A 2,642-nucleotide genomic window follows, 5' to 3' on the forward strand; every position below is an offset into this window, starting at 1 on the left:
CGCCGGGGGAGCCTTGATTACCAGCCACCTGGTAAAGGGACCGCTGCGCTTCAGTCCTCACCCGTTCGGTGCTCGCCTGCAAGCAGGCTGTGCGCCGCATGCGGCTTCCGGGCCGACCCTTGACCAGGCTTTAAGCAAGATTAGTGATGCTTAAGACTTTGGACGCTTTGGTGGGGGAGTATTATGTGTAACAGGTCGATCGAGTTCGACTTTTGCTTTAGGCGCAGAAAACATCAACCCCAGCGGCTCACGGTTATGGCTCTTATATTGGGCTTCTTTCCTCAACCGGGCATCCCCAACTTGTTTCAGAATGCTAGGCCAGTTCTTTTCAACAAACTGTTTGGGTAGCAAGTCTGGATCAATCGGAATTGCCTTTAGCAGGTCCAACCCGTAATCGTAAAACGCGTCTTTGCCATTTCGGGAAAGAGCCAATTCGTGAATCCGTTTGAATAGAGGAACGGCTTCACGATAACCGTCCTCAACGAGTATTTCACGTAGATAGCAGTTGGATGCACGAATGGCCAACTGCGTACGAACAGACTCCCGTTCACGATTGCCGCACCAGGGGGCATATAAGTTGAACAGACGAGATTGTAGGCACGACACTGGGTCAATAATGGCAATGCGTACATCATCTAATACGACTGACTCCAAATACTTGTAAATGTCAGCAAGTGAAACACCGGCAATGGCATCAAGAATATCGATAACGATCTTGCGATCACCATCCCAAGCGATTTCTGCAGCAGCCAAGTTCGGAGTATGATCGTCAATAGTGGCGCGACGAAAACTAACGTTCATTCGATCTTCGCAGAAACCAACGGATCCCTGCCTGCCAATAAAGTCGAGATCATCGCTAGTTGCGAATTGAAGTTCCTCGCCGGTCATCTCGTCTAAGAGATATTCCCGTGCCCACAGTGACAACGCCTGACCACCAACTACTATCAGACCATATTGGTCTACAGCTTCGCGTTCTGGCGACCTATAAACGTCCTTGATCCTCTCTTTGAAATACAGAAAGAGTTCGGAACGCTCAAAGTGATCAGGGGTTTGTGAAGTGCCTTCAGGGAAATCTGGGCTGCCTTCAGAACTCATTCAGACAATGCCAGGAAGGCCGGAGGAGCGATTCGCTGACGACGTTGCTGAGATCCCGCCGGTTTACGCATCACCGCTTTAATGCGTTCGGCAGAAGCCTCCAGATCGGCAGGTTGTGCAGACGCGACTGCAGACATGAGGACATCACGCCGCGAGCGCTTGCCTTCCATGATCGCAGCGAAACTGCTTGGTGATTGGTCTGGTTGGCGCATAACGTCGCTCCAGCAAGGTGGGTATGGGGTAATCCTAGCACGAGGGCTGATACCCGTCGATGGCCCGTCAGGATGGCTACTGTGCAGCCTCAAGAGCTTTGAAGCCCTGAATGATGGTGCCAGTCGAGAGTGCCAAGCGTAGAGGGCTCGTATTGGTCTCCACAAAGTCCAGGTCGCGATAGTAGCTTGCTGCCTTTTCATCCTTGGCATCGACGAGGATGAAAGCCACGCCAGAATGCTTGGAGATCTCGTACACACGTCGAAAGAAATCAACCATTAGTTGCTTGCCGATTCCTTTGCCTTGCTGACCTTTGTCAACAGCCAAACGGCTGAGCAGGACTGCCGGCATTGGGTAGCGCGGCATCTTTTTCATCTGCTCTTCGCTGAGGGCGGACTCCACCACGGAGGCGTTGGCCAGGGTGTAGTAGCCTATCAGCTGGCCATCCTCAACAAGCATGAACGTCCTGGAGACGTTGCGCCTTTCGTCTTGAGTGGCCTGTTGGGCTATGTAGGTATTCAGGGCAGGGTGAAGACCGCAATCAAAAGCTTTGCGGTCTATCGACTTGTCATACGGAACAGTGCTGAATTCCATTTCCTAAAGCCTTAGCGCAGCGTGAGCAAGGCCTGGAGTTTGGCGTTTGGCGGAGGGGGATTGTCGAGCATCTCACGAGCGACAGCCGAATTAATAACGGTGAGGCCTTCCAAATCCACCAAGTCGACAACCACGGCTTCATGTTGGTTGTGTGCAATACCGTCCATCAAGGCCTGCATCTGTTGCTGCAGCTCCTTAATCTCCTTCTGCATCGCCGCCATTGACGGCTTTTCAACATGCTTGACCTTTACCCCACCTCGAAAGCGTTGGTAAGCCCTCAAACGCACTGTATGAAAAGTCTTGACCTCTTCGTACCGCAACGGGTCACCTGAAAATGCGAGCGTCACAAAGCGACCACTGCCGGCTTCCTGAAACAGGGGCTGGCCTTTTGCGGTTGGTTGGGACTTCGATTTATCGGTCATGTGAACACCTCGTCTATGCCAAGACTACCACATAAAGCTTGACATCGCCGCGCCTGATGGTGTGACGAAATTGAGCTGGCTATTCAAGCTTTTAAGATGTAGGCAGGGGGCCAAAATACACCTTCTATTCCGCCGACTCCAAACTCTTTCACTGACGATCACTGGCCGCGCCGTGCCGATCGGCACCGGCCTCGATCACCTGCAGCAACCGCCGGCGCCGCCGGCATCGAGCAGCTGACCAGGTGCTGGCCCGGGCGCGTCGACCGACGTGCACCAGGTGCGCGATCAGCCGCGGGAAAGAGCAGGGCAGGGCACGGCCAC

The 2,642-nt window shown here is 53.5% G+C and carries 4 protein-coding genes; all 4 read right to left on the minus strand.

Features of this window, described 5'->3' with window-relative positions; all coding sequences use genetic code 11:
- Window positions 1–150: 150 nt before the first annotated feature.
- Window positions 151–1,095 carry a hypothetical protein gene (locus FFS64_RS31095; protein WP_137808452.1) on the minus strand — a complete coding sequence of 315 codons (945 nt, stop codon included), beginning with the start codon at window positions 1,093–1,095 and terminating at the stop codon, window positions 151–153.
- Window positions 1,092–1,307 (minus strand): hypothetical protein, encoded by a 216-nt coding sequence (locus tag FFS64_RS31100; protein ID WP_137808453.1) that lies wholly within the window; start codon window positions 1,305–1,307, stop codon window positions 1,092–1,094. Before FFS64_RS31100 ends, FFS64_RS31095 begins: the two co-directional genes overlap by 4 nt.
- Window positions 1,308–1,383: 76 nt before the next feature.
- A complete protein-coding gene (locus FFS64_RS31105) occupies window positions 1,384–1,899 on the minus strand; it encodes a GNAT family N-acetyltransferase (RefSeq protein ID WP_137808454.1) in 516 nt (171 codons plus the stop codon).
- An 11-nt stretch (window positions 1,900–1,910) separates the two neighbouring features.
- On the minus strand, window positions 1,911–2,321 hold the full coding sequence (locus FFS64_RS31110; RefSeq protein ID WP_137808455.1) for a hypothetical protein: 411 nt from the start codon (window positions 2,319–2,321) through the stop codon (window positions 1,911–1,913).
- Between the last annotated feature and the right edge of the window lie 321 nt (window positions 2,322–2,642).

The organism is Pseudomonas sp. G(2018) (assembly GCF_005502415.1).
In the GTDB taxonomy this organism is placed as follows: domain Bacteria; phylum Pseudomonadota; class Gammaproteobacteria; order Pseudomonadales; family Pseudomonadaceae; genus Aquipseudomonas.

What these genes read in the sequence shown, in the direction of transcription:
- FFS64_RS31105 (WP_137808454.1), bottom strand. Translation starts at nt 1,899, where the DNA reads ATGGAATTCAGCACTGTTCCGTATGACAAGTCGATAGACCGCAAAGCT.
- FFS64_RS31110 (WP_137808455.1), bottom strand. Translation starts at nt 2,321, where the DNA reads ATGACCGATAAATCGAAGTCCCAACCAACCGCAAAAGGCCAGCCCCTG.
- FFS64_RS31095 (WP_137808452.1), bottom strand. Translation starts at nt 1,095, where the DNA reads ATGAGTTCTGAAGGCAGCCCAGATTTCCCTGAAGGCACTTCACAAACC.
- FFS64_RS31100 (WP_137808453.1), bottom strand. Translation starts at nt 1,307, where the DNA reads ATGCGCCAACCAGACCAATCACCAAGCAGTTTCGCTGCGATCATGGAA.